The sequence below is a fragment of the Weissella minor genome, assembly GCF_001437425.1.
GTDB classification, from domain to species: Bacteria; Bacillota; Bacilli; order Lactobacillales; family Lactobacillaceae; genus Weissella; species Weissella minor.
In genome coordinates this window covers 1,594-24,695 of the sequence record NZ_JQCD01000030.1, presented here as the reverse complement: position 1 = coordinate 24,695, position 23,102 = coordinate 1,594, and the positions used below count along the sequence as shown (strand labels likewise).

Annotated in this window: 26 protein-coding genes and 1 tRNA gene; 3 read left to right on the top strand and 24 right to left on the bottom strand. The window is 37.9% G+C overall.

Annotation, left to right across the window (positions count from 1 at the left end; translation table 11 throughout):
* Positions 1-18: 18 nt before the first annotated feature.
* Entirely contained in the window at positions 19-435 is a 417-nt protein-coding gene (locus tag IV67_RS06855) for a JAB domain-containing protein (protein WP_057788400.1), read from the bottom strand.
* A gap of 130 nt (positions 436-565) precedes the next feature.
* On the opposite strand from IV67_RS06855, the gene IV67_RS06850 reads away from it, so the two are divergent.
* Positions 566-895: a VOC family protein gene (locus IV67_RS06850; protein WP_057788398.1), complete on the top strand. Its 330-nt coding sequence runs from the start codon at positions 566-568 to the stop codon at positions 893-895.
* 87 nt (positions 896-982) lie between these two features.
* On the opposite strand, the gene IV67_RS06845 is transcribed toward IV67_RS06850, so the two are convergent.
* The 8 genes from IV67_RS06845 to nrdH form a co-directional block, all read right to left on the bottom strand.
* The gene (locus IV67_RS06845; protein WP_057788396.1) at positions 983-1,342 is read right to left on the bottom strand and encodes a fluoride efflux transporter FluC; all 360 of its coding nucleotides are present in this window, start codon (positions 1,340-1,342) and stop codon (positions 983-985) included.
* Positions 1,339-1,719, bottom strand: coding sequence for a FluC/FEX family fluoride channel (locus IV67_RS06840; RefSeq protein ID WP_057788648.1), 381 nt, complete (start codon positions 1,717-1,719; stop codon positions 1,339-1,341). The genes IV67_RS06845 and IV67_RS06840 overlap by 4 nt, the downstream gene beginning before the upstream one ends.
* Before the next feature lie 67 nt (positions 1,720-1,786).
* On the bottom strand, positions 1,787-2,557 hold the full coding sequence (locus IV67_RS06835) for an ABC transporter ATP-binding protein (RefSeq protein WP_057788393.1): 771 nt from the start codon (positions 2,555-2,557) through the stop codon (positions 1,787-1,789).
* Between the two features lie 4 nt (positions 2,558-2,561).
* The gene (locus tag IV67_RS06830) at positions 2,562-3,446 is read right to left on the bottom strand and encodes an ABC transporter permease (RefSeq protein WP_057788392.1); all 885 of its coding nucleotides are present in this window, start codon (positions 3,444-3,446) and stop codon (positions 2,562-2,564) included.
* A 5-nt stretch (positions 3,447-3,451) separates the two neighbouring features.
* Positions 3,452-4,444 (bottom strand): tryptophan ABC transporter substrate-binding protein, encoded by a 993-nt coding sequence (gene trpX, locus IV67_RS06825; protein ID WP_057788390.1) that lies wholly within the window; start codon positions 4,442-4,444, stop codon positions 3,452-3,454.
* 322 nt (positions 4,445-4,766) lie between these two features.
* Complete coding sequence (gene nrdF / locus IV67_RS06820; RefSeq protein ID WP_057788388.1) at positions 4,767-5,720, bottom strand: class 1b ribonucleoside-diphosphate reductase subunit beta; 954 nt, start codon at positions 5,718-5,720, stop codon at positions 4,767-4,769.
* Between the two features lie 66 nt (positions 5,721-5,786).
* Positions 5,787-7,958, bottom strand: coding sequence for a class 1b ribonucleoside-diphosphate reductase subunit alpha (nrdE, locus tag IV67_RS06815; RefSeq protein ID WP_057788386.1), 2,172 nt, complete (start codon positions 7,956-7,958; stop codon positions 5,787-5,789).
* Between the two features lie 89 nt (positions 7,959-8,047).
* Entirely contained in the window at positions 8,048-8,287 is a 240-nt protein-coding gene (gene nrdH, locus IV67_RS06810; RefSeq protein ID WP_057788384.1) for a glutaredoxin-like protein NrdH, read from the bottom strand.
* Positions 8,288-8,620: 333 nt separating this feature from the next.
* Between nrdH and IV67_RS06805 the strand changes: the two genes are divergently transcribed.
* Complete coding sequence (locus IV67_RS06805; RefSeq protein WP_057788382.1) at positions 8,621-9,067, top strand: class Ib ribonucleoside-diphosphate reductase assembly flavoprotein NrdI; 447 nt, start codon at positions 8,621-8,623, stop codon at positions 9,065-9,067.
* A gap of 104 nt (positions 9,068-9,171) precedes the next feature.
* On the opposite strand, the gene IV67_RS06800 is transcribed toward IV67_RS06805, so the two are convergent.
* From IV67_RS06800 to IV67_RS06770, 7 genes are all read right to left on the bottom strand, one after another.
* Entirely contained in the window at positions 9,172-9,993 is an 822-nt protein-coding gene (locus IV67_RS06800) for a LysM peptidoglycan-binding domain-containing protein (protein WP_083486705.1), read from the bottom strand.
* A gap of 506 nt (positions 9,994-10,499) precedes the next feature.
* Positions 10,500-10,841, bottom strand: a complete 342-nt coding sequence (locus IV67_RS06795) for a cysteine desulfurase (RefSeq protein WP_057788380.1) — start codon at positions 10,839-10,841, stop codon at positions 10,500-10,502.
* A gap of 41 nt (positions 10,842-10,882) precedes the next feature.
* A complete protein-coding gene (locus IV67_RS06790) occupies positions 10,883-11,569 on the bottom strand; it encodes a 5'-methylthioadenosine/adenosylhomocysteine nucleosidase (protein ID WP_057788378.1) in 687 nt (228 codons plus the stop codon).
* A gap of 10 nt (positions 11,570-11,579) precedes the next feature.
* A complete protein-coding gene (locus tag IV67_RS06785) occupies positions 11,580-11,861 on the bottom strand; it encodes a hypothetical protein (protein ID WP_057788376.1) in 282 nt (93 codons plus the stop codon).
* A gap of 6 nt (positions 11,862-11,867) precedes the next feature.
* On the bottom strand, positions 11,868-12,419 hold the full coding sequence (locus IV67_RS06780; protein WP_057788374.1) for an NUDIX hydrolase: 552 nt from the start codon (positions 12,417-12,419) through the stop codon (positions 11,868-11,870).
* Between the two features lie 13 nt (positions 12,420-12,432).
* Positions 12,433-12,642: a cold-shock protein gene (locus tag IV67_RS06775; RefSeq protein ID WP_057788372.1), complete on the bottom strand. Its 210-nt coding sequence runs from the start codon at positions 12,640-12,642 to the stop codon at positions 12,433-12,435.
* A gap of 27 nt (positions 12,643-12,669) precedes the next feature.
* Positions 12,670-13,026, bottom strand: a complete 357-nt coding sequence (locus IV67_RS06770; protein ID WP_057788370.1) for a DUF3397 family protein — start codon at positions 13,024-13,026, stop codon at positions 12,670-12,672.
* 127 nt (positions 13,027-13,153) lie between these two features.
* Here IV67_RS06770 and IV67_RS09150 point away from each other — a divergent pair, with 127 nt between their 5' ends.
* The gene (locus tag IV67_RS09150) at positions 13,154-13,267 is read left to right on the top strand and encodes a DUF4044 domain-containing protein (protein WP_083486704.1); all 114 of its coding nucleotides are present in this window, start codon (positions 13,154-13,156) and stop codon (positions 13,265-13,267) included.
* Between the two features lie 34 nt (positions 13,268-13,301).
* Here the strand turns inward: IV67_RS09150 and IV67_RS06765 are convergent, their stop codons facing one another.
* The 8 genes from IV67_RS06765 to IV67_RS06730 all read right to left on the bottom strand — a co-directional run bounded on the left by IV67_RS06765 (position 13,302) and on the right by IV67_RS06730 (position 23,080).
* Positions 13,302-14,426, bottom strand: coding sequence for an ATP-grasp domain-containing protein (locus IV67_RS06765; protein ID WP_057788368.1), 1,125 nt, complete (start codon positions 14,424-14,426; stop codon positions 13,302-13,304).
* Between the two features lie 21 nt (positions 14,427-14,447).
* On the bottom strand, positions 14,448-15,077 hold the full coding sequence (locus tag IV67_RS06760; RefSeq protein WP_236698269.1) for a glycoside hydrolase family 73 protein: 630 nt from the start codon (positions 15,075-15,077) through the stop codon (positions 14,448-14,450).
* Positions 15,078-15,186: 109 nt separating this feature from the next.
* Entirely contained in the window at positions 15,187-16,932 is a 1,746-nt protein-coding gene (gene cydC, locus IV67_RS06755) for a thiol reductant ABC exporter subunit CydC (RefSeq protein ID WP_057788367.1), read from the bottom strand.
* A complete protein-coding gene (gene cydD / locus IV67_RS06750; protein WP_057788365.1) occupies positions 16,925-18,661 on the bottom strand; it encodes a thiol reductant ABC exporter subunit CydD in 1,737 nt (578 codons plus the stop codon). The genes cydC and cydD overlap by 8 nt, the downstream gene beginning before the upstream one ends.
* A gap of 87 nt (positions 18,662-18,748) precedes the next feature.
* On the bottom strand, positions 18,749-19,762 hold the full coding sequence (cydB, locus tag IV67_RS06745; RefSeq protein ID WP_057788363.1) for a cytochrome d ubiquinol oxidase subunit II: 1,014 nt from the start codon (positions 19,760-19,762) through the stop codon (positions 18,749-18,751).
* A complete protein-coding gene (locus IV67_RS06740; protein WP_201782740.1) occupies positions 19,762-21,240 on the bottom strand; it encodes a cytochrome ubiquinol oxidase subunit I in 1,479 nt (492 codons plus the stop codon). The genes cydB and IV67_RS06740 overlap by 1 nt, the downstream gene beginning before the upstream one ends.
* 97 nt (positions 21,241-21,337) lie before the next feature.
* Positions 21,338-22,201, bottom strand: coding sequence for a helix-turn-helix domain-containing protein (locus IV67_RS06735; protein WP_162261082.1), 864 nt, complete (start codon positions 22,199-22,201; stop codon positions 21,338-21,340).
* Between the two features lie 791 nt (positions 22,202-22,992).
* Positions 22,993-23,080, bottom strand: a tRNA-Ser gene (locus IV67_RS06730).
* Positions 23,081-23,102: the final 22 nt, after the last annotated feature.

Genomic DNA, 23,102 nt, shown 5'->3' with positions numbered 1-23,102 from the left:
TATCACAAATCTGACACTCTAGTCCAGATTATCCAGTAAGCTTTGCAAATGAATTTTCTTCCAATGTGAACTAAATCGATAGCTTCGATAACCATTGGCCGCAATGATTAAAAAATCGAAAAATTTAATTGCCATCAATTCACTACAAACCATGAATTGTCGTAACACTTGCAAATCTGCGGCCGACGCATCAAGATGTCCACTTGGATGATTATGTATCATCATAAACCCATAAGCATTAACGGCGGTTAAATGGCGAAATACATCTCGTGGATGAATCCCAACTTGATTAAGTGTGCCTTTTGCAACCAGTACCTCATCAATAATTGATAACTGCGTATCAACGGCAATTATCCAACACGTTTCTTGTGGTGTCGCACCGTATCGAACGACTAAATAGCGTCCAAGTGCTTCCATTGACGTAATCTTTTTCATAGCGCCTCCTTATATCTTTGACAATATAGACGCTAATCTCTTTTAAAATTCGCAATTCTTCCATTTTCTATTTTCAAAAAAACGTCTAAAATAGAAGATAATTTATCTTAATGAAAGTTGGACTTTAATTATGCGTGTTTCATCATTTTCTACTTACAATATCCCCGTTTCCGATTACAATCGTGCTGTTCGTTTTTATCGAGAAGTCTTTGATCTTCCCTCAAACTTTGGCGCCCACGAAGAAACACACCTTTCTTTTCAAGGCCAGCCTCTAGCCTTTATCGATGGGGACCCCATCACATTGAACATTCAAGTCCAAGATACACCCCAAGCCATTGAAAATCATCTGATTAACTATGACGTTGAACAAACTACACCGGTTAGTAAAAATGGTGCAAACACAGTTTTTCATATTCAAGACTTCGAAGGCAATCACATCAAACTATCAACCACAAAATAATTTAAAATGCCCAGCAGACCCATGTGTCTGCTTTTTTTGTATAAAAAAACATATATCTGCTAAATCAGATATATGTTTCTATAGGCATTAAATTTTTGTAAGGAGCACGCCAACTTGAAAAATCAATAGTCCACCAATTAATAATACTGCCATACGCAAGATTGCATAGCCACTTTGACCAGGTGCACTTAAACCATCAGCTAAATCCACAATTGGAGCTGAAAAAGTGGAGAACCCACCAATGATTCCAGCTGCTAAAAATGTATTATCTAGCAAAGGTGCGTGGATACCATAAACAATTCCTGCTACCAGTGCCGCTAATAAATTAATGATTAAAACCATTAAACCACTCGCTGACCCCATTAATTTGGATGCCATTTCTAGTAAAGTAAAACGAGCCATTGAGCCAATAGCAGCACCGATTCCCGCTACGATGATAAGCATCATACTTCATGCACCACCTTTCGGGCCAACCAGCGACCGAGATACACCATCCCCACGCTGCCAAGAATCGATACAGCAATGTACACCATACCAGAAATAGGGGCCAACTTTGTACTTGTTTCAGTAATCAAAGTTGCATAAGTTGTATAAGCACCTAAGATACCAACTGAAATAAAATCTGTTAATAATTGATTCACATGTCGCTTCTCAGTAAACCACACCGTACAAAAGACAGCCAAAAATGTTCCCGTCAGATTAATCAATAATGTTGCAAATGGAAAATTAGGAGCTTGCAATAATAATTCCAAACTTTCGCGCATAGCGCCACCAATAAATCCACCTACAGCAACCGCACTGAAACGTTGCCAATACTTTACCATCACCAAATCGCCTTTCAAAATTCGCTATCCTTCTATCATACGCCGGATTTTTGCGTAAATGCAAGAATTAATAGCGATTGAAAAATGCAAGCATATCCTCCAAAGTTAAGGCTTGCTTAGCTGTTCCATCAACATCCATCGCAATCTTACCTTCTGACATAACAAGCAAACGGTTCCCATATTGAAGTGCATCTGACAAATTATGTGTAATCATCATTGCCGTTAACTGCTGGGCTTTAATTTGCTCATCAGTCAATGCCATCAATTGTGCGCTCGTCTTTGGGTCTAACGCAGCTGTATGTTCATCCAAAAGTAATAGTTCTGGTCGTTTTTCCGTAGCCATCAAAAAGGCTAAAGCCTGACGTTGACCACCAGACAGTTGCCCTGTTGCAACATCAAGACGCTGCGCCAAACCATTCCCCATTTTATCAGCAACCTGAGCCATTTCGGCTCGCTTTTCTGTCGTTAAACCACGTGACTTTAGACGTCGCTTTTGACCGCGGCGCTCTGCCATTAACAAATTTTCGGCAACCGTCATTCGTGGTGCTGTTCCCAACTTAGGATCTTGAAACACACGCGCCAAAATATGTGTGCGTTCAATTTCCTTTAAGTGTGTCACATCTGTATCACCCAAATAAATCTTGCCAGAGGTTAAATTCAAGGTTCCTGCAATCACATTAAAAAGTGTTGATTTACCAGCACCATTTGAACCTAAAACGGTGACAAATTCACCAGCTTGTACTTCTAAGTTAACTGCATCTAAAATGGTCTTTTCTTCACTTGTTCCTTGATTTACGACCACTGTTGCATTTTCTAGTCTTAAACTCGATGTCGTCATTCGTTTATGCCTCCTTCTTTAATTTGATTGAAAGGCGCTTACCAACATTTGGTAGCATCAATGCAAGTCCCAAAATAACAGCGCTGACCAACTTTAAGTCATCGGCATTAAAGCCAACTTCAAGCACAATTACCAAAACGAAACGGTAGATAATTGAACCAATCACAACTGTAATTAAACGTTCTGTCAAAGTCATCTGATCTGAGTAAACCACTTCACCAATAATAATTGATGCTAATGCCACAACAATTGTTCCAATTCCCATGTTTACATCGGCAAAACCATTGTTCTGAGCAACGAGCGCTCCACCTAAACCAATCAAAGCGTTCGAAATCATTAACCCCATAATCGTCATATTATCGGTATTAATGCCTAATGAACGTGACATATTCGCATTATCACCTGTTGCAATAAAAGCTTGCCCTAATTCAGTCTTTAAGAATAAGGCTGTTAATCCAACAATAACGGTAATGAAAATCAATCCCACTAAGACCATTGGAAAATTCTTAGGTAGAAAATCTAACAGTGAACTACTAAACAAGGTTGGCAAATCTAGCAATGATCGATTGGCTTGACCCATAATTCGCAAATTAATTGAATAAATGGCGGTCATCGATAGAATTCCAGCTAACAGAATCGGAACCTTACCTTTTGTATACAAAAGACCTGTTACTAACCCCGCCAGTGACCCAGCTAACATACCGCATAAAGTTGCAATGAAGGGTGTTACCCCATTACTAATCATTGTGACTGCAACCGCAGCTCCTAATGGAAAAGTTCCTTCAACAGTCATATCTGGAAAGTTTAAAATTCTAAAAGTTAAATACAAACCAATGCCAAGTGGGGCCCACAATAGTCCTTGCCCAATTGCTGATACTAATATTTCCATAATGACTACTCCTTATCTACGCGCTTGGCGTCTTTATATGCATCAGGAATCTTAATTCCCAAATCGTCAGCTTGTTTTTGATTAATGATTGGCGTTCCCTTTTCAATCGCTTCAACTGGCAAATCTTCTACCTTTTCACCACGCAAATTCTTGGCAATCATTTTTCCAGTCATGGTTCCAAGTTCACGTTGATTAATTGAACTAGCCGCAACACCACCAGCTTCAACCATGGTGTCTACCGTTGGGAAAACCGGTACTTTGGCATCATTTGTATTTTTAATCAACGTTGGCATTGCCCCGGCAATCGTATTATCAGTTGGCACAAATACAGCATCAACTTGTCCATTCGCCACCATTTGTTGACTCGTTTGATTTAAATCATTTGATGATGTAATCGTATATGCTTTCACTTTAATTCCAGCTGCTTCAGCAAGCTCAATCATTTGCTTTGCTTCAGTTGAGGCTGAGTCATCTGAAGATGTATAAACAACACCTAGTGTTTTAAGTTGTGGCATGAAATCTTGTATCAATTTTAATTGATCTTTCAGCGGCGCCTTACCAGAGATTCCGGTAATATTTTTTTCTGGCTTCGCTTCATTCTTAATCAACTTACTACCCACAGGATCTGTAATACCAGAAAATACAACAGTCTTATCTGAAATTGTATTGGCTAGTGCAACCGCAGCTGGTGTTGCAATCCCAACAGACACATCTGCATCTTCATTTGAAAAGCGAGTGGCCATGGTCTTCAAATTAGATTGATCACCTTGTGCATTTTGATAATCAATTTCAATATTTTTACCTTTTTCAAAGCCCTCTTTAGCTAACTCATCTTCGATACCACGATGAATTTCATCTAACGCTGGGTGCTTCATAAATTGTAAAATCCCAACAACGGGTTTCTCACGTGCAACTTGTTCTTTTTTTACCTCAGTATAGCCTGCTACTCCGAGCATTCCTGTTAAAACTAACAGACTTGCAATAATTTTCTTATTCATCTTCTACTCCTCTATTTCTGCCAATAGCGTAAACAAAAAGCCATAAGTCGATTCCTTAGAACCTTCTTATGGCCGTCTATGGCAAAAGAAAAAGGTCCACCGGATACCGTGTGGACCTCTCATTTTCAGAAGTATGGTTACACACAGGCTCGATACATATCGCTCATCGAAATACGCATTGAACCTGTCGTTAAACATTCAATGCGCTACCTGCGCCACCAACCATTTAATTGTGTCTTAACTGTAACCATTATAACTTCCACCTATCTATTAAAGTAATATGATAATAGCATGTGTAATTTAGATTTGTCAATAACTTATTTTAAAAGTTATAATCCTCATCTGACATCACTTCAACTTCACCTAAACGATAACCGTTCCCAACTTGAGAAAAGAAATCATGATTCGAAGTTGTTGTTGAAATTCCATTCATGACCACAGAGTTTACATCTTCAGCCCCATCAGGGAATAATGGATCTTGTCCCAAATTCATCAAAGCCTTATTCGCATTATAACGTAAGAAAGTCAAAACTGATTCAGTCCAACCAATCTCGTCATATAACTCATGGGTATACTTTTCTTCATTGCTGTACAAATCAAAGACTAAGTCATACATCCACATCTTTAGGTCAGCTTGCTCTGTTTCAGATAATTCATTGAAACCAAGTTGGAACTTATAACCAATATAGGTTCCATGCACAGATTCATCACGCAAAATAAGTTTAATAATTTCTGCGACGTTATTTAACTTATTATGTCCTAAGTAATACAAAGGTGTATAGAACCCAGAATAAAACAAGAATGTTTCTAAAAAGACAGATGCAATTTTTCTTTGTAGTGGTGTTCCATTATGATAAATATCATTAATTTTTTGCGCCTTATACTGTAAGAATTCATCCGTCTCCGCCCACGCAAAGATTTCATTAATTTCGGCTTCAGTATTTAATGTTTCAAAAATCGATGAGTACGACTTCGCATGGACTGATTCCATAAATTCAATATTATTCAATACGGCTTCTTCTTGTTGCGTACGAATATTTTCTTTAAGTGATGTCATACCATCTTGTGACTGAAGTGTGTCCAATAAAGTTAAACCACCAAAAACTTTTCCAACAAGATTGTGTTCAGCCTTAGTCATTTTACGCCAATCATCTAAGTCATTTGATAATGGAATACGTGTATCCAACCAGAATTGCTCAGTTAGTTTCTCCCAGGTTGCCTTATCAATCGCATCTTCAATTTTATTCCAATTAATTGGTTTATATTGTTCGCTCATCTCTATCCTCATTTTTCAAGAAAAAAGGCAGCAAAATCAATCGTTTCTGCTTGCCTTTTTGATTTATTAAATAGAACAACTCTCACATTCATTTACACCAAATTCTTCCATATCATCGGTGTAAGTTCGAATATAGTAAATAGATTTAATACCTTTACTGTAAGCATAATTACGTAAGATATTTAAATCACGTGTTGTCATCTTATCGGTACGTCCTTGCTTCCATTCGTACAATTCTTCTGGAACTGTTGAACGCATAAACAAAGTCATGGCCATCCCTTGATCGACATGTTGCTGAGCAGCTGCATAAACATCAATCACTTTACGCATATCGATATTATAAGCTGATTCATAATAAGGGATTGTATCTGCATCCAGATAAGGAGCTGGATAATAAATCTTTCCAATCTTCTTTTCTTGACGTTCTTCAATCTTATTAATAATCGGATGTAGTGATGCTGTTGCATCGTTTACATAAGAAATTGACCCAGTTGGCGCAATGGCCATACGGTATGCATTATACAAACCATCTTGCATAACTTGCTCTTTTAAGGCCACCCAGTCCGCTTGATTTGGCACATGGTGTTTGGCAAAAATCTGACGAACTTTCTCAGTCTTTGGAGCCATTGGTGCTTCTGTATAAGCATCAAAATATGAACCATCTGCATAGGCTGACTTTTCAAAATCAAAGAAGGTCTCTTGACGTTCACGCGCCAAGTTATTTGAGGCCTTTAATGTATAGTAATTCAACATCATAAAGTACATATTCGTGAAATCCAATGCTTCCTCGTCCCCATAATACATATGGTTTTTTGCAAACATTGCGTGCAAGCCCATTGCACCCAAACCAATCGCGTGTAGTTCTTGATTTCCGTGCTGTACTGATGGCACAATATCCAAATCTGAAGCATCTGACACAGAAGTCAAAGCACGAACCATCGTGTCAATTGACTTTTCAAAGTCATCAGTCTCCATTAGATTCACAATGTTTGTAGACCCAAGGTTACAAGAAACATCAGTTCCTAGTTGTTCATATTGTTGTTCATTATTAATGATTGATGGCTTTTGGACTTGTAGGATTTCAGAACACAAATTAGAAGAAATCACCTTACCTGCAATCGGATTGGCACGGTTCACCGTATCAATATTGATAATGTAAGGATAACCGGACTCTTGTTGCATCTTTGACAATTCATTCTCTAAATCACGTGCATTAATCGTCGTCTTCTTAATTGCTGGATTTGCAACCATATTATCGTATTCGGCTGTGATATCAACATAATTGAATTCTGTCCCATATTCTCTTTCCACATCATATGGTGAAAATAGGTACATCTTTTCATCACGCTTAATCAAGTCATAAAACTTATCTGGTACGGTCACGCCCATTGAAAGGGTCTTAATTCGTACCTTTTCATCTGCGTTTTCTTTCTTCGTTGCTAGAAATGCCATGATGTCGGGGTGGAAAACTGACAAATAAACCACACCAGCACCATTACGCTGACCCATTTGATTTGAATAAGTAAATGAGTCCTCTAACAACTTCATCACTGGGACAACACCTGAGGCTGCATTTTCAATCCCCTTAATTGGTGACCCAGCTTCACGTAAGTTCGAAAGATTAATCCCAACACCACCACCAATTTTAGATAGTTGCAAAGCAGAATTAATCGTACGTCCAATTGAATTCATGTCATCAGTTGCTTGTAAGATGAAACATGATACAAGTTCTCCTCGACGCGCACGAGCTGCGTTCAAGAATGAAGGCGTTGCAGGTTGATAACGTTGATGAATCATTTCATCAGCCAAATTCATCGCTAACTGCTCATCCCCATTCGCATAAAACAAAGCGTTCATCGCAACACGATCAACATAGCCTTCAACATAATAGGCACCATCATTTGTCTTTAAGGCATACTGAGCATAGAACTTATATGCTGCCATAAATGATTTAAATTGAAAATTTTGTTCTTGTAAATAGTCATAGAGTCGCTCAATAAAAGCGAAATCATATTGTTCAACAACTTTAGGATCGATAAAAACATTTTCGATTAAATAGTCAAAATGTTCCTTTTGTGAATCGAACTTTAATGTATTGGGAATGACATTTTCTGCCATAAATGCATCAAGTGCTTCACGATCTTTTCCAAGTTGGATAGTATTATCCTTTGGGATATTTAATTCATTATTTAAATCAAAATAAGTGACCTTATTTTGGTCCAAGTCTAATAGTGACATGTGCACTCCCCACTCTATTATTTATAGTATCAACACAAGCCGCATAGCGGAATCTGATTGCACCGGCTAGCATGTGTTGTATTTGCTGCCTAAATGGCCGCCTTAGCTAAATTTGCCAATAAGTCTGGGCGGAACCCAACAATTGGTTCTTGGTTATCAACGATTGTCACAGGTACTGATTGAAAGCCTGCTTCTTTCAATGAAGCTAATGCCTCTGGTACTTCTTCAACATTTACTTCCGCAAATTCGATTTGGTATTGTGCCAATAGCTTCTTTGTCATCATACATTGCACACAATTATTCTTCGTGTATACCGTAATTTTTTGCATCTCGCTTACCTCTAGATTTATTTAATATTTCGTATTTTCGAATCAACGATTTGAATAACTGTTTTTGAGTATACTTTAAAAACCTAACTCATTGCAAGGCATAAAAACAATGAAAAATAAGGCTTGACAGCCCATATCATGGACACATAGCCAGTCTTTGGCATTATTACAAATAGATTAAAATATAACGCTCTGTTAGGCTGATTTTTTTAAAATCGAGCAAAGCCCTATCTATCAACGTTTACATATAGTAAGCACTATTTTTGCTTGAAAGTTTAAAAAATATAGCTTAACGTTGTTAGAGAATTTAGATTAACTTGGAAAGGAATTCTTATGCCGACGCGAATACTTTTTATTTCTCAATCAGGAAATACCCGTGCTTTTGTCTCAAAATTAATTGATTATGCTGCTAAACAGGCCGGCCCTCAGTTTGAAGGGATTGAAATTAATGACATGAGTCCAGATCAACATGAAACTTCCCCTTATTTTGCCTTTGTCCCAACGTATTTAGATGGTGGTAATGGGATTGATAATGGCGTGAAAGAAATCATGACCAACGCCTTATTTGACCAAATCAGTTTTGGTAATAATGCCCGTCATTTGATTGGTGTTGTTGGCTCAGGTAATAAAAACTTTAATGCGCAATATGTTTTAACAGCCAAACGCTATGCTCAGACGTTTGATAGTCCGCTGATCGCAGACTATGAACTAAGAGGTAATCAAAACGACGTTGAGCGCATCTATTATGCATTATGCAAAACCTTGGATGACATGCAGTAGGTATACTCTGCATTAACTGAATAGATATTCATTCAATGATGTAAAATAAAAAAAGCGGGTCACTGCATGACAGTGACTCGCTTTTTTACGTGTTGATTTAAATCTTACCACCAACCATTAGCTTGACGGAATGAAACGGCATTGTTAACTGAACCATAACGTGAGTTGGCATAGTTAAGCATTCCCTTTGTTTGTTGTTCAACTGAACCAGTTCCCCAACCTTCCTTAGTTTGACCTAATCCACGGTAACCATTTGGTGATACCGCATTTGGGTTTCCTTCTGATTCAGGCATCACAATTGTATTCCACATTGCTGCTGTTCCACCGTTAGCAATGAATTGGTCATAAGTTGAACCTGAAGCACTGGCTGTATTTGTGGCCTTTGGCGCTGCTGCTTGTTGCACTGGTGCTGCAGTTTGTACGGCTTGTTGTTGTACTGGCGCTGCTGCTTGTTGTACAGGGGCTTGTGCTTGTTGTACTGGTGCTGCTTGTTCTACTGGTGCTTGTTGCACTGGCGCTGCAGCTTGTACTTGAACTTCACCTTGCAATTGCAAAACTTCACCAACATAAATCATTTCTGGGTTAGCAAGATTGTTCAACGCAGCCAACTTATCAACTGTTGTATTATGGCTTTGTGCAATCTTAGCTAATGTGTCACCAGACTTAACTGTGTAAGTTGTTGCATCAACCGGTGCACTGGCGATAGCTTCACCATTAACTTGAATGTCTTCACCTTGGTAAATCATACCATCTTGTGACATGTTATTTGCTGATGCTAATGCTGAAACAGTTGTACCATGGGCTGCAGCGATACTTGATAGTGTGTCACCACCCTTAACTGTGTATGAATCTGCAGATGCATCAACTGATGCACCGAATGTGGCCAAACCTGCGACTGCTAATGCTGACATTAAATGTTTATTCATTATAGATTTCTCCTTTAGCGTAAAACGATCTTTTTAATTTTAATTTTTAAAACTCTCTTTGTCGTACCCAAGCTTGTTGCTTGCGGCTCTCTCTCAACGACAAATATTAGTTTAACAAGCCAAAACAAAAGTGAATTACAAAAAGAAATCGAAGCATTGCGCTAAAATGACAAAATCCATGGAATTTCGACACAATCAGTAATATTTTTTATCACAAGCCGTCTAGAACAGTTTTTTGACGCTCTTTGTTTTTAAAACGTTTTTTTGCTAATTAATGCAAATTTCAGCAAATAAATTTTATTTTTTTCGCTTGCAATTTTTTTATTCGCGGGAAAGTACTTAATGTGTCAATTATGTAACAACTGATAAGTTACGAATCAATCGATTAATTTACTAAAAACAGTGTTTTTAGGTTAGTTAAAGGTTTTACGTTCCACATTTTCATTACTTTTACCCAAATCACAAAAAAAAAGTGAGACATATCGTATCGAAATATCCCACTTTTTTTATTTTTCATCAATGATTTCACGTTGGATTAACTCTTCAAGATAAAAATGATAAAGTTCTACCATCTCTGCATTATCTTTCATCTTAAATAAATTAACTGTCACTGTACCAGCTGGATTTAATGTTTTGATCTTCATACCGTCCAATGTGCCATTCACAACAACCTTGAGTTTAACGGCACCTGTAATTGGTTTCATCGGTTCAAGTGACCGTTCCATCACAAAAGTACCATTTTTTTGATTAACAAACCCAGTATCAGTTAATGCATACCGTCTAATTCTTGGACTAATCACGTATGTGCGATCATCACCAGGAATTTTTATTTCCTTTTCAAAAGCCATAATTGTTAGTTTCCTTCATATATATAGTTATTCTTTAAGATTTACTTGTTAAAGAAATCAATCAATACTTGAGCTGATTGTTGCCCCGCTTCAATAATAAATTCATCGAAAGTTGGTCCTGCTTCACCATTAGCATTATCTGATATCGCACGAACAACAGCAAAAGGCTTCTGATAATAAGTAGCGACTTGTGCAATCGCAGCCCCTTCCATTTCTGCAGATAAGGCATCAGGAAAATGTTCTAAGATAGCTTGTTTTTGATCATCATGCGCGATAAATGAGTCGCTCGTAACAATTAACCCGTGTAACAATTGCTTATCACTCTTGGCAAAATTTTCGCTTAATTGCGTTGACAACACCTTATCCGTTGCAAAACGTGCTGGTTGCTGTGGAACTTGTCCATAATCATACCCAAAAGCACGTGCGTCCGCGTCAGCATATGCGAGATCATCTGCAACCACGACATCCCCAATGCGTAAATCATGCCCTAAAGCCCCGGCTGATCCCGAATTAATGACAAAATCAATGTCAAATTCGTTTAATAATAAAGTTGTTGTAATCGCAGCCGCAACTTTTCCAATCCCCGCTTCAACAACCACAACATCATGGGCACCAATCATTCCTTCGTAAAAAGTCTTACCACCATGTTCAGACGTTTTAGTGTCTGACATCGCCTCAAGTAAAGCAATTTTCTCTTCTTCCATTGCATTCACGATTCCGTATCGCATATTTTCCTCCTTAAAAGAACAACATCACTATATAAGTAACAACAACTAATGCCAAAAGAACTAGCATCATCAAATTTAATCGGTGTTCAAGCCGCACAGTCAACCCAAATTGGGTTAATTTACGCGTGTTTGCATCAAACTCATATTTTCCACGACCAGTTAAACGCCATTCTTTTCGCGTTAATGGTGGATTAAATTGGTCGAGCGTGGGTTTAACAGCAGCAATCCGATCTTTTTTCGCTTGCCGCTCTGTCTGCTTACGTTTAAAATATGCTTTTATTTTTTCCCACATAACGCCCTACTTTGTTTGCTGTGTTTGCCAATAGAAGTACGCCATCAATGTCTTAGCATCATTTAATTGGCCTGCTTGAAACAAATCTGTCATTTCTTCAAATGAATACATTTTCAAAGCAATTGCCTCATCATCATCTTGCGGTAATTCTTCATCAACTGGAGACAAGTCTGTTGCTAAATAAAGCTCCATATATTCATCCGAAAATCCAACTGAAGTATAAAATCCAGCGATTTTTTCTAAATGACCTGCTTGCATGCGTGTTTCTTCATTCAACTCGCGTCGAGCCGTGTCTAAATAGTTTTGGTCACGACCATCCACTTTTCCCGCTGGAATTTCTAAAGTCATTTGTTGAATTGGCGCACGCCATTGCGCTTCAAGAATCATCTTATTATCATTAGTCAACGCTAAAATTGCCACCGCACCACTGTGATAAACAATATCACGCTTTGCCTGACGGCCATCTGGTAGTTCAACTGTCTGTTCTGTTACACGAACAATGTGACCATCATACTTTTCATCTTCGGTAATCACTTTCTCTTGATATGCTTCATCCATTGTTGCCGTCCTCCTAGTCTTCAAGTTCTACTAATGCGGCTTGGTCACCTCTAATCCCCGGTGCAATGACATAACTTACCTTTTGACCAGGTTCTAAACTACGTACACGCATATTAATTAATGCCGAAAAATGTACAAATAAATCTGCTTCATCTGGATGTTCGATAAAACCAAACCCTTTATTATCTTCCCAACTTTTTACAGTACCATGTAACTTTTCCATAATTTTAATCGACTCACTTTCTTGACTTTATAAGATTTGCGTTAATCCAATCATGACCACATAGATAATCACTGTTGTTACGCCCACAATTCGCCACCAGTTGATGAAAAATTGTTGTTGTCTAAATGTTTTTAATCCAAACGTTTGATATATAGCTAACGCGATTCCCCATAATAAAAACATAAACACTAATGGACCTACCAATGAAAAATGGCTCATTTGAAAGGTTATACACTGTAGACTCCAAAGCATTGGTAAGACCATGAGGTCAATAACATTTAATTTTGGAGGCCAACTTCGAATTGTTCTTTTGGCTAAAAATATTCCAATGGTCAAGATAATGACGACTAGAATACTGTAGGGCCAATCAATAATCGTTACCATATTGCGTTCCTTTTTCTAAATATTCGTACTTTATATTATACTTGATTTGTCTCTATCTGTGCGCATTCTGTATTTTTTTTGCTATAATTAATTAGATTGTTATTAAATCTAATAGGAGATGACGTAAATGAGTAAGAAAAAAGAAAAAACAACAATGCAAAAAATCACCAAAATATTTGTGATTTTCATGCTAATTATTATGGTTGGTAGTTCTCTATTAGCCATTACTGGTATTTTCTAAAAAAACTAGTTAGGTTAATCCCTAACTAGTTTTTTTATTCTTTAATTTTATCGAAATCCCACATTTGTACCACGCGAATTTGGTTCAACACTTTCTCAATGTCTGCACCAGTTAGCACCACATGCCCACATTGTACGCTATAAGGGACATCTGGATAGATATTGACGCGCCAATTATCATGAATCCCCCATTGGAATTTAAGTTTATTCAAATTACCTGGTACAAGCGGCATAAATGCCCCTTCTTGTTGCGTGACAACTGGCATCACTTTTTGCCCTGTAATCGCCCGTAGATGCTGTTCTTCAACGGAACAATTACAAATATCACCATACATTAAATCAACGCGTTCAATCCCCGCCGTAATATCACGCACATACAAATTTCCGGCATCTGAATAGAAAAAATGCACCGCATAAGCACCAATATAATTGAGTGCTGTACCAATTTTTGTCGTAATATCATTCATTTCTTGACGCACAAGATTGTTCGTTGATCCAACTGTCCAAGCACAATGTAACTGATTGGCCTCTACCTGGGTCTGACGCAAAGGATAAAATACAAATTCACCATCTTGGTCACGAACCGCTGTCAATGAATATTCTTGAATATTTTCTAAAAAGCTTTCAATAATAACCGGCACACCATCAATTAATGGTGCCACTTTTCCTAAATCGTAAGCCCCTTTGACAACCACCGCGCGATTACCCTGATGATGCCGATAGTTTGGCTTAACAATAATTGGATACCCTAATGTCCTTGCGGCTGCAGCAACATCATCTAATGACGTGCCAATTTCATAAGGTAAAATATTAAGCGCTTGTTCTTCAGCAAAAGCCTTACTTAGGGCATGGTCATCCGTAAAACTAATCAAATCTAATCCTTGCGGTAAATGGACCGCTGTTTCTTCTAAAGTTGAAATCACATGATTTGGTACCCATGAAGAGGCATACGTCATTAAATCTGACAAACCAATGAAATTGGTTAGCTCTTCATGACCAATTAACCGATAATCGGCTTTTTTTATAACCGGTGCATCATCATAATCACTATACCCCGCAACTAAAAAGCCCTGACGTTGTGCAGCCTGTGCTAAATAACTACTAACAATGTCATCACCTAATATCCCAATCGTTGTTCCAGGTAACGTTTCTTCACTCATTTTTACTACCTTCTATAATTGTTATTGTTCATCATATTGATCTAATTGATACGTCTCAATTAAACCGATTACTTTTTCAGCATAATCTGGATCAGTTGCGTAGCCCCCATCAACTAAAGCATGTGCCGCATCTTTATAATTATCACTATCAATGACTTCTGAGTAACGCTTCGCATTATCATCCGTACCATTCACCAGTAAGGACGCATGTCCCCACATTGATTCATTCCAGTTATCATACCATCTAAAAGGTTGATCAATGGTCTTCCACTTACCATCTTCAAACTCTTTGGTTGGTAAGTCAACATTTTTGGTAAATCTAGATCCCTTAACACCATACAAATTATTATAATCTGCCGCTAATTTTGACTGTCCCCAATCTGATTCTAGTGCTGCCTGTGCAATACTAATTGAGGCTGGTACATGTTCTTGATTCTGAATGGCAACTGCTGTTGGTGCCACAGCTTCAATAAATGCTTCATGTGAAGCCGTTGTAGGTTTGTTAATGGTAGCTGAACGCCCTACAGAATTTAATTGTACTAATTTAACTGTTATAAAACTACCAATCAATAAAATAATTACTAATCCTAAAATAACTTTCGTATTAAGTTTACTATCTTGTGTATTCTTTTTAATGGGTAACTCCCCCAATCTTTTTTGGAATCAACCTTTATAATACCAGATAAAGCCTTTAACAAGCGTTAAGAAATGCTTGTAAAAATAAAAAAAGTTAGTAGGTTATCTACTAACTTTCATCGATTTAAATCCCATGATCCATAACTAACAAAGAAGCAAAACGTTCTGATTGATTGAGTAAGTCCTCTGGGGTTCCAGCTAGGCTAATCCCTTGGTCTTCAATAAAGATAACTTGATCAACCAATTCAACCCCTGTCAAATGATGTGTAACCCAGACTAACGTTTTATCTTGTAAAGTCTCAAAAATGGTTTGTAAGACGTTCAATTCCGTGATTGGATCCAAACCAACAGTTGGTTCATCTAAAATCACAATGGGTGTGTCTTGCAATAAAATACGCGCTAACGCAAAACGTTGCTTTTCACCACCAGAAAAACGTTTTCCAGCTTCGGTCATCGGTGTATCCAATTTTTCAGGTAATTGTGCCACCAGGTTCTTTAAATTAACCTTTTCCAACACATCCCACAATTCAGTGTCAGTTGCGTGTAGTTTACCCAATTTCAAATTATTTGAAACAGTTGTATCAAATAAATAAGGTTGTTGATCTAACACTGAAACAATTTCTGCGCGATGCTCTTGCAACTGTCCAACATTGACGCCACCAATTGTAATGTTCCCATTAGTTGGAGTTTCATCTCCTAGAATCAACTTCAAAAGTGTTGATTTTCCAGCACCAGATTGACCCAGCACAGCTAAATGCTCACCAGCTGCAATTGTTAAATTAAGGTCTTTAAAAATGGCTTCACTATTTGCATAAGCAAAGTTAACCGCATTTAACTTAATTTCATTTGCAATTGGTGCTTCAACTTGTGATAGTTGTTGGTTTTGTTCACTTTGGCTTTGTTGGTCCATATCATTTAAGCGCTTTATTGAATCTGTATAACGTGGTAATTCACCAAATCCTTGACTAATACTGCTCAAAGCATCTGTAATTGGAAAAAGCACCAAACCAAAAGCCGCAATCCAGTTAACACCTAATTGTGAGTGACCAAAAGTTATCGTTGCAAAAATAATCAAAATTAATGCCACAACGCCAATAATAATTTCTGATGTGAAATTACGCCACCAATCAAAATGGTCATCTTTCGTCTGTAACGTACCTAAACGCTTAAAGTCGTTTTCCTGACGTTGGACTAACTCATCTGTTCGTCCGGCTAAAATCCAATCTTGCAAGCCCATCACTGAATCTGTTAAGTCAGTATAGATGTGGCTTTCAACTTGCTTTTGTTGCGCATCCCTTTGCCCCATGATTGCCAAAGTAATTAATGGCAACACGATCGTATTCAAACCAAGGACTAACAACACAATTAAGGCAGCAATTGGACTAAAAACGCCCAACGCAATTGACCCAACAATGTATAGCAACCAACCAATAATACTTGGGAAAATCACACGTAAATACATATTTTCAATTTTAAACAGGTCATTTGCCATTAAATTGAACATTTCACCTGTTTGAACCCGGGCATAAATGCTTTTAGTTCCTGATTCAACAATCTCATATAGGCGCTTACGGAAAACAGAAACAATCCGTAAAACCCAATTATGCGAAGTCAAACGTTCTGCATATCTAAATGATGGACGGCCAATTCCAAAGGCACGGGTCAACACAATTGGTGCATAGACGAGTAAAATATTTTCAGGCTTCTGTGCTGATCGCGAAATCAAGTAACCTGATGTAAACATCAACGCACCACCACAAAAGAATGTCATAAATCCAAGAAAAATAATTAACGCTAATAAAGCTTTGTACTTCTTGAGATATGGAAAGACCCAATGATCATGTTTTATTGTTTCCCAAAAATCATGCATGACGGTTAACCCCTTTCATTGCTTGTTGTAATTCAACGAAGTAACCATCATTTGCTAATAGTTCTTCTAGTGTTCCTTGTTCAACAATTGCACCATCTTTCATCACGACAATCCAATCCATTTGAGCCAACCAATGCAAACGGTGCGTTGCAAAAATAACCATGTGTTGATTAAAAACAGGCAACATCGTCTCTTTCAATTGCATCTCGGTCTCAATATCTAAATGTGCTGTCGGCTCATCCATTAAGATAATACGTCGGTCTTGATCCAACATAATTCGGGCCAATGCAATTCTTTGTGCTTGTCCCCCAGAAGTCTGGACGGCCCCATCTCCGATAATCGTTGATAGTCCATCTGCTAATTGATTAAACCAAGTCTCCAAACCGACGCGTTGTAGCACTTGTAAGATTTCAGCATCAGTTGCTTGCGGTGTATAAAAAGCTAAATTAGCCCGGACTGTATCGTGGAAAATGTACGGATCTTGTGGCATGACTTGTAAATTATTTTGCCAATCAACTTGCGACAAATGTGGCACACGCTGTCCTTCAATTTGGACATCTCCAGTTCCATCAATAAAACCACCCAGTAGATTCAACAAAGTTGATTTCCCAGAACCTGAAGTTCCGACCAAACCGATACGTTCAAATCCCGTTAATGATAAATTGATATCTTGAAGTGCCAATTGGTCGGAATTTGGATAGGCATAATTCACATTTTCTAACACTAACTGACTGTCTACTTGCCAGCCTGATTGTTGTGCTTGATACAAATGATTATCGGTTAATTCAGTTTGATCCAAAATATCCATGATATCTGAAAAAGCATTTTTACCATCCAAAGTTGCATGATAATCATTCGCAAAGTTACGGATTGGTAAGAAATACTCTGGTGCTAAAATCAAAATTGTCAGACCAGCAACAAGTGATATCGTTCCATCCATCAATGCCATTCCCAAGAATAAAGCGACCACAGCAATTGACAAGGTTGTCAGAAAGTCTAACGCGAAAGTTGATAAAATCCCAACGCTCAAAGTACCCAAAGTTGCTTTACGATAATCTTCAGACACTTCATAAACATTCTTTGCATAACGTTTTGACAGACCTAATTGTTTCAATGTCGTCAAGCCACGTAGTGTATCCACAAAGTGGTTTGACAAACGATTGAAGCGATCGTATTCACGATCGGCCTTGGCTTGAGCTGTATAGCCTAGAATAATCATGAATAAAATAATAACCGGATAAATAAACAACAAGAATAACGCATGTTCCCACTTAATTGTGGCGATATACACCAAAATCACCCAAGGAACGATACTCATATCGATAAACTTAATGAGTACGAGTGTTAGATAGTTATTAACCTGGCTGATTCCTTCAATTGCCAAATTAACTGATTTCCCAGTTCCATTCTGTGAAATAACAGTTGGTCCTAATTTCGCATATTTTTGAATCAACTCTTTTTGTAACTGATCAGTTGTTTGCTTCGCAAATGGTACGAGCACATAATTCTTAGCAACCGTCAAAAATTGACGAATTATAAATGCTGACAAAAAAATACTTAAAGCAAGTGCCACTGCTTTTAATGGCGTCATCTGCCAAAGCTCAGATAAACTGACACTTAGATAACGACCTTGTATGACAATCACAACAGCTTGGATGGCCGTTAATATTGTCAATATGCCTAGCGCTTTTCGGGCGCCTTCAAATTTAAAAATTCTCGGATCTAACATATAAAAATTCTCCTGTAATGAATTATGTATAAAAGGGACCGACAATTTGCCGATCCCCTTTTCAAAGTATAATTATGTTAACTTACACTATTTTTCACCCTTAACTTGAATACGCTTGCGGAAGACCCAGAAACTCCAACCTTGGTAACCAAGAACAATTGGCACCATTGTCAAAGCAATCACTGTCATCCACTTCAAAGTGTATGGTGTTGATGTTGCATTCTTCAACAAAATTGAATTTGCAGGATCAGTTGCAACCATCACACGAGGGTACAAACCAATCAACAATAAGAAGACAACTGATACGATTGCAAGTCCCAATGCAAGGAAGCTCCAACCTTCACGACCCTTGATATTTGTATACCAAGCAGCTAAGGTCAAAGCAACGATTACAACTAACATTCCTAATGTAATCATTGGCTTGTTCGTAAAGAAATCAGTATAGATGTAAAGGGTCACTGCAAAAGCAACTTCTCCTGCAAGCAATACTGGATACAAAACCTTTAATTGTGCAATTGCACGTTGAACAAGTGATCCATTATGAAGCTTCAAACGCATGTAATTCAAACCATGCATGTATGAAAGCAAGGCAACCGCAACCCCAGCTACGATTGAGAAGATGTTAAAGTAATCAAAGAATCCAGCTGAGATATCACCAGTTGCATTCATTGGCATTCCCTTTACAACGTCAGCAAACATCAAACCAAAGAAGAATGGCACGATAAATGAGCTAACCGCTGCAATCGTCGTCCAAAGGCGACGATACTTTGAAGTTTCCATTTGTTCACGGAATTCAAATGAAACACCACGGAAAATCAATCCTAATAGGATGATAAACAAGATAAGGTAGAAACCAGAGAACAATGAGGCATACCAGTAAGGCATCGCAGCAAACATTGCACCACCGGCAGTAATCAACCAAACTTCATTTCCGTCCCAGTGTGGTCCGATTGATTCAATCAATGCATCTTCTTCTTCGTCATTCTTTGCCACACCTTTAAGTGACATACCAATTCCAAAGTCAAATCCTTCTAAGAAGAAGAATCCGGCGAATAGCACTGCAATCAAGACAAACCATAAAATTTGTAATACTGAAGGCATTAGTTCTTACCTCCTTGTCCATCAAACGCATCTGCAGAGAATGGATCAGCAGGTGCTTGTTCTTCATCTACAGTTTCATCAACATATTCAGGTCCTTGAATCATCACACGACGTGTAAGATAAATCATAACACCACCAAGAGCGGTAAATGTTAAGAAGTAAACAACGTTTGAAATGAATAATGACGCAAATGAAACATTTGGTGAGACCGCATCAGCAATCGTCAACACACCATAAACAACCCATGGATAACGACCTAATTCGGTAATTAACCAACCAGCTGTTGTACCAAAGAATGGAATGAAGGTTGATAGTGCGAAAATCCAAAGCACCCAACGATACTTTGTAATATCAAAGGTTGACTTCTCACGCGTAAACCACCAAGCCAAGGCTGCCAAAAGTCCAAGAACTCCGGCTACAGCTGCCATCACACGGAAAGCATAGAATAATGTATTGGTTGGAACATAATAGTTCATGTCTTCGCCAAATTTATCATCATACTTTTCATGCAATTCTTTATTAATGGTCTCAGTTCCTTTGTTATAACCCTTCACATCATGATGGGCCAAAATAGACAAAAGATATGGGACATCCAAAGACCACTCAGTTTCGTGTGTCTCTGGGTTTGTGTAGGCAACAACAGACCAAGGTTGTTGCTCATCCTTACCACCGACGTCCTCTGAAATTCCTTCCATTGCGGCGAACTTCATTGGTTGGTCAAATTGTAGGTTGTAGGCGTGGCTGTCACCTGTAACCAAGATTCCAACTGTTCCAATCAATGCAATCAATGATGCGATATGCACTGACTTCTTAAAGAAGTCCACTTCAGTCTTACGACGAAGCAATGAAAATGCAGATACACCGATAACCACAAATGGTCCGATCAACATTGTTGCAAACAAAACGTGTGGGAATTCCAACCATAGTTGATGGTTAGTCAACAAAGCTGGGAAATCAACTAAGACCGCACGATCAAATTCGTGGTCAATCTTAAATCCAACCGGGTTTTGCATAAATGAGTTGGCTGCCAAAATCCACAAAGCTGAAAAGGCTGATCCCAAAGATACTAACCAGATGAATGCTAAATGAACACCCTTTTTAAAGCGATCCCATCCAAACATCCATAGCCCTAAGAATGTTGATTCACAGAAGAATGCAACTAAGGCTTCAACCGCCAATGCTGGTCCAAAGATATCACCAACATAACGTGAATAACGAGACCAATTCATTCCGAATTGGAACTCTTGAATAATACCAGTAACAACTCCCACGGCAAAGCTCAAAAGGAAAATGCGTCCCCAGAACTTCGTCATACGCTTATACTGTTCGTCGCCTTTGACGACATATAAGGTTTCCATGATTGCTACGATCAAGCCCAAACCAATTGACAATGGCACAAAGAAGAAATGAAAAATTGTTGTCATCGCAAATTGGAAACGACTTAGGTCAAGCATCGATAAACCTGTAATCAAGTTCATAACTTGCCTCCTACTCCAAAAAACTACTTTCCTAAACCTCTTTATTATACCGCATTTTGGAGAAAATTATTAGTGATTATTTGAACTTTCTACAGGTTTAATTACTTTTTTTATCAATACTTATTTCAGAACGATATTGTCGCGTTTGCTCCTCCAATTTTTGATCTTGTGAAAATAGACCAGCCGCATAAGAAAGTAATTGTGCTTCACGCTGTTCTGCTAATAGTCCCAAGGCTTCGGCACAATCCATTCTAATTTTTTGCAGTAATACCAATTCATAATATGCGTTATTTTTCGGTAACAAATTCATCGCAGACTCAACCCCCGTTAAAGCCTTGTGATATTCCTTACGTAATAAATCTAATTCTGCCTGTCTGCGATACACTTTTACAATCACAAGTTTCATCGCTTCCATTTTAATTTCGTTGATTGAGGCAATTAGCTTTTGGCAGCGATCCAAGCAATCACTTGCATTATCATATTCGCCTAACTGCATCCACACGCCACCCATCTCATTAAAAATTTCAATGATTAAACCAACTTGTGTATGCATCGTACCACTCAATGCCATGTGCAAATAATGCATGGCTTTTTGACATTCGTTCTGTCCCGCATAACAAATCGCATTTAACAAATGATACTCAGGCAAGACTAGCTCTTCCATCTCGTGCATAAAAGATGTTGACTCCATGATTTTTCTTGCCTTTACAAAATCCATGTGTTCAACTAATTCTCGCACATATGATAATTGCACATGATTCTCTGTCGTCAGCTCAGCTATTTGTGAAATATCAATATGCAGACGCACACACAAGGCCTTCAAAACTGTCATACTCGTAATATGCCCTCTCTTCTCAACTCGAGATACCATCGATTGATGACAAATACCTTCTGCTAACTGTCCTTGCGAAATCCCCAACTGTTCACGTCTCTGTTTTAGGATACTGCCTTTTACTATCACAATAATTCTCCCCCTCACATGCTTACCTTTCTTAGTCAATAAGCAATAGTTTATGAAACTTTTGCCAAAACAACAAGATAACCCCCTTAACAATTAACATCCTAAATGAAAGTGAATTGTTATATTTAAGCTTATTATTATTTACAACACTGGCAAAACCTATATTTATTAAAATGAATTAGTAATTTTTTTAAATGTTAAAATTTTTTCGAAAATTTTTAGTTAATTCAAATAATTCAGTGTATTTTGACATAATTCACTCCAAAAAAAGTAATTCACGCATTTAAAACACATTTCCTTATTCTCGAAAAAGACATCTGTTAAATGAACTTATTTTATCGTACATTTCAAACTTGTTTGTCTTGTCTCAGCAATAAGTTGGCTATGTACCACTCTATTCATTTATTCATAGCCTAATTCATAATGTCTTTTTTAATGATCATGAATACGTCCATGCAATTTATCATAAGATTCATTTTTAATGACCCACGAAAAAAAGTTAGCCTTATGTATTTCATAAGACTAACTTTTGTTAACTATATATATCACGTCTATTGGTCGTTTACGTCTTTTAAATGGCTCTATGCGCACGCTTCTTATCCCACCTGCGTTCTCTTGAAGCTCTCCAAACAATCATGCACAATAGCGCTTCATTACAGCCTCTAGCATTTTCTACACAATTGCTTTATGTCTAAACGCATCCTTGTTAGTCACATACTGTGTCTAAATTTTATACAAAAAAAAACTCATATCATTATAGATATGAGTGTATTTATAAACTATATTACCTACGGAGACAGAGGGATTCGAACCCTCGCGCCGGTTGCCCGACCTACACCCTTAGCAGGGGCGCCTCTTCAGCCTCTTGAGTATGTCCCCAATTAAAAAGTAAACTTTTTAA

What these genes read in the sequence shown, in the direction of transcription:
- IV67_RS06855 (WP_057788400.1), bottom strand. Translation starts at nt 435, where the DNA reads ATGAAAAAGATTACGTCAATGGAAGCACTTGGACGCTATTTAGTCGTT.
- IV67_RS06850 (WP_057788398.1), top strand. Translation starts at nt 566, where the DNA reads ATGCGTGTTTCATCATTTTCTACTTACAATATCCCCGTTTCCGATTAC.
- IV67_RS06845 (WP_057788396.1), bottom strand. Translation starts at nt 1,342, where the DNA reads ATGATGCTTATCATCGTAGCGGGAATCGGTGCTGCTATTGGCTCAATG.
- IV67_RS06840 (WP_057788648.1), bottom strand. Translation starts at nt 1,719, where the DNA reads ATGGTAAAGTATTGGCAACGTTTCAGTGCGGTTGCTGTAGGTGGATTT.
- IV67_RS06835 (WP_057788393.1), bottom strand. Translation starts at nt 2,557, where the DNA reads ATGACGACATCGAGTTTAAGACTAGAAAATGCAACAGTGGTCGTAAAT.
- IV67_RS06830 (WP_057788392.1), bottom strand. Translation starts at nt 3,446, where the DNA reads ATGGAAATATTAGTATCAGCAATTGGGCAAGGACTATTGTGGGCCCCA.
- trpX (WP_057788390.1), bottom strand. Translation starts at nt 4,444, where the DNA reads ATGAATAAGAAAATTATTGCAAGTCTGTTAGTTTTAACAGGAATGCTC.
- nrdF (WP_057788388.1), bottom strand. Translation starts at nt 5,720, where the DNA reads ATGAGCGAACAATATAAACCAATTAATTGGAATAAAATTGAAGATGCG.
- nrdE (WP_057788386.1), bottom strand. Translation starts at nt 7,958, where the DNA reads ATGTCACTATTAGACTTGGACCAAAATAAGGTCACTTATTTTGATTTA.
- nrdH (WP_057788384.1), bottom strand. Translation starts at nt 8,287, where the DNA reads ATGCAAAAAATTACGGTATACACGAAGAATAATTGTGTGCAATGTATG.
- IV67_RS06805 (WP_057788382.1), top strand. Translation starts at nt 8,621, where the DNA reads ATGCCGACGCGAATACTTTTTATTTCTCAATCAGGAAATACCCGTGCT.
- IV67_RS06800 (WP_083486705.1), bottom strand. Translation starts at nt 9,993, where the DNA reads ATGAATAAACATTTAATGTCAGCATTAGCAGTCGCAGGTTTGGCCACA.
- IV67_RS06795 (WP_057788380.1), bottom strand. Translation starts at nt 10,841, where the DNA reads ATGGCTTTTGAAAAGGAAATAAAAATTCCTGGTGATGATCGCACATAC.
- IV67_RS06790 (WP_057788378.1), bottom strand. Translation starts at nt 11,569, where the DNA reads ATGCGATACGGAATCGTGAATGCAATGGAAGAAGAGAAAATTGCTTTA.
- IV67_RS06785 (WP_057788376.1), bottom strand. Translation starts at nt 11,861, where the DNA reads ATGTGGGAAAAAATAAAAGCATATTTTAAACGTAAGCAGACAGAGCGG.
- IV67_RS06780 (WP_057788374.1), bottom strand. Translation starts at nt 12,419, where the DNA reads ATGGATGAAGCATATCAAGAGAAAGTGATTACCGAAGATGAAAAGTAT.
- IV67_RS06775 (WP_057788372.1), bottom strand. Translation starts at nt 12,642, where the DNA reads ATGGAAAAGTTACATGGTACTGTAAAAAGTTGGGAAGATAATAAAGGG.
- IV67_RS06770 (WP_057788370.1), bottom strand. Translation starts at nt 13,026, where the DNA reads ATGGTAACGATTATTGATTGGCCCTACAGTATTCTAGTCGTCATTATC.
- IV67_RS09150 (WP_083486704.1), top strand. Translation starts at nt 13,154, where the DNA reads ATGAGTAAGAAAAAAGAAAAAACAACAATGCAAAAAATCACCAAAATA.
- IV67_RS06765 (WP_057788368.1), bottom strand. Translation starts at nt 14,426, where the DNA reads ATGAGTGAAGAAACGTTACCTGGAACAACGATTGGGATATTAGGTGAT.
- cydC (WP_057788367.1), bottom strand. Translation starts at nt 16,932, where the DNA reads ATGCATGATTTTTGGGAAACAATAAAACATGATCATTGGGTCTTTCCA.
- cydD (WP_057788365.1), bottom strand. Translation starts at nt 18,661, where the DNA reads ATGTTAGATCCGAGAATTTTTAAATTTGAAGGCGCCCGAAAAGCGCTA.
- cydB (WP_057788363.1), bottom strand. Translation starts at nt 19,762, where the DNA reads ATGCCTTCAGTATTACAAATTTTATGGTTTGTCTTGATTGCAGTGCTA.
- IV67_RS06740 (WP_201782740.1), bottom strand. Translation starts at nt 21,240, where the DNA reads ATGAACTTGATTACAGGTTTATCGATGCTTGACCTAAGTCGTTTCCAA.